Source organism: Pantoea sp. USMM079, assembly GCF_037153115.1.
Lineage (GTDB): Bacteria > Pseudomonadota > Gammaproteobacteria > Enterobacterales > Enterobacteriaceae > Pantoea > Pantoea communis.
The window spans coordinates 1-221 of record NZ_JBBCKX010000104.1; the positions used below are offsets into that span (position 1 = coordinate 1).

General features: G+C 54.3%; 1 pseudogene. It reads left to right on the plus strand.

Features of this window, described 5'->3' with window-relative positions:
• A pseudogene (locus WFP70_RS26720) lies at positions 1-111 on the plus strand (hypothetical protein); the annotation flags it as partial.
• Between the last annotated feature and the right edge of the window lie 110 nt (positions 112-221).

The window sequence follows — 221 nt, forward strand, 5'->3', positions numbered from 1 at the left end:
AGGAAGCCGGAGATGATAAGGCAGGAGTTGTGGGGCGTGCTGCTGGCCTACAATCTGGTGAGATATCAGATGATAAGAATGGCCTCAACGCTGAAGGGATACTGGCCTAACATTCACGGAAGAAATGGCCGCATCTGGCGGCGCACACAGAGATGAGGATGATAAGCCGGGAAATAAAAGGCCGGACGTGGCGGTTCCTGACGTCGATGACGGATGCGATG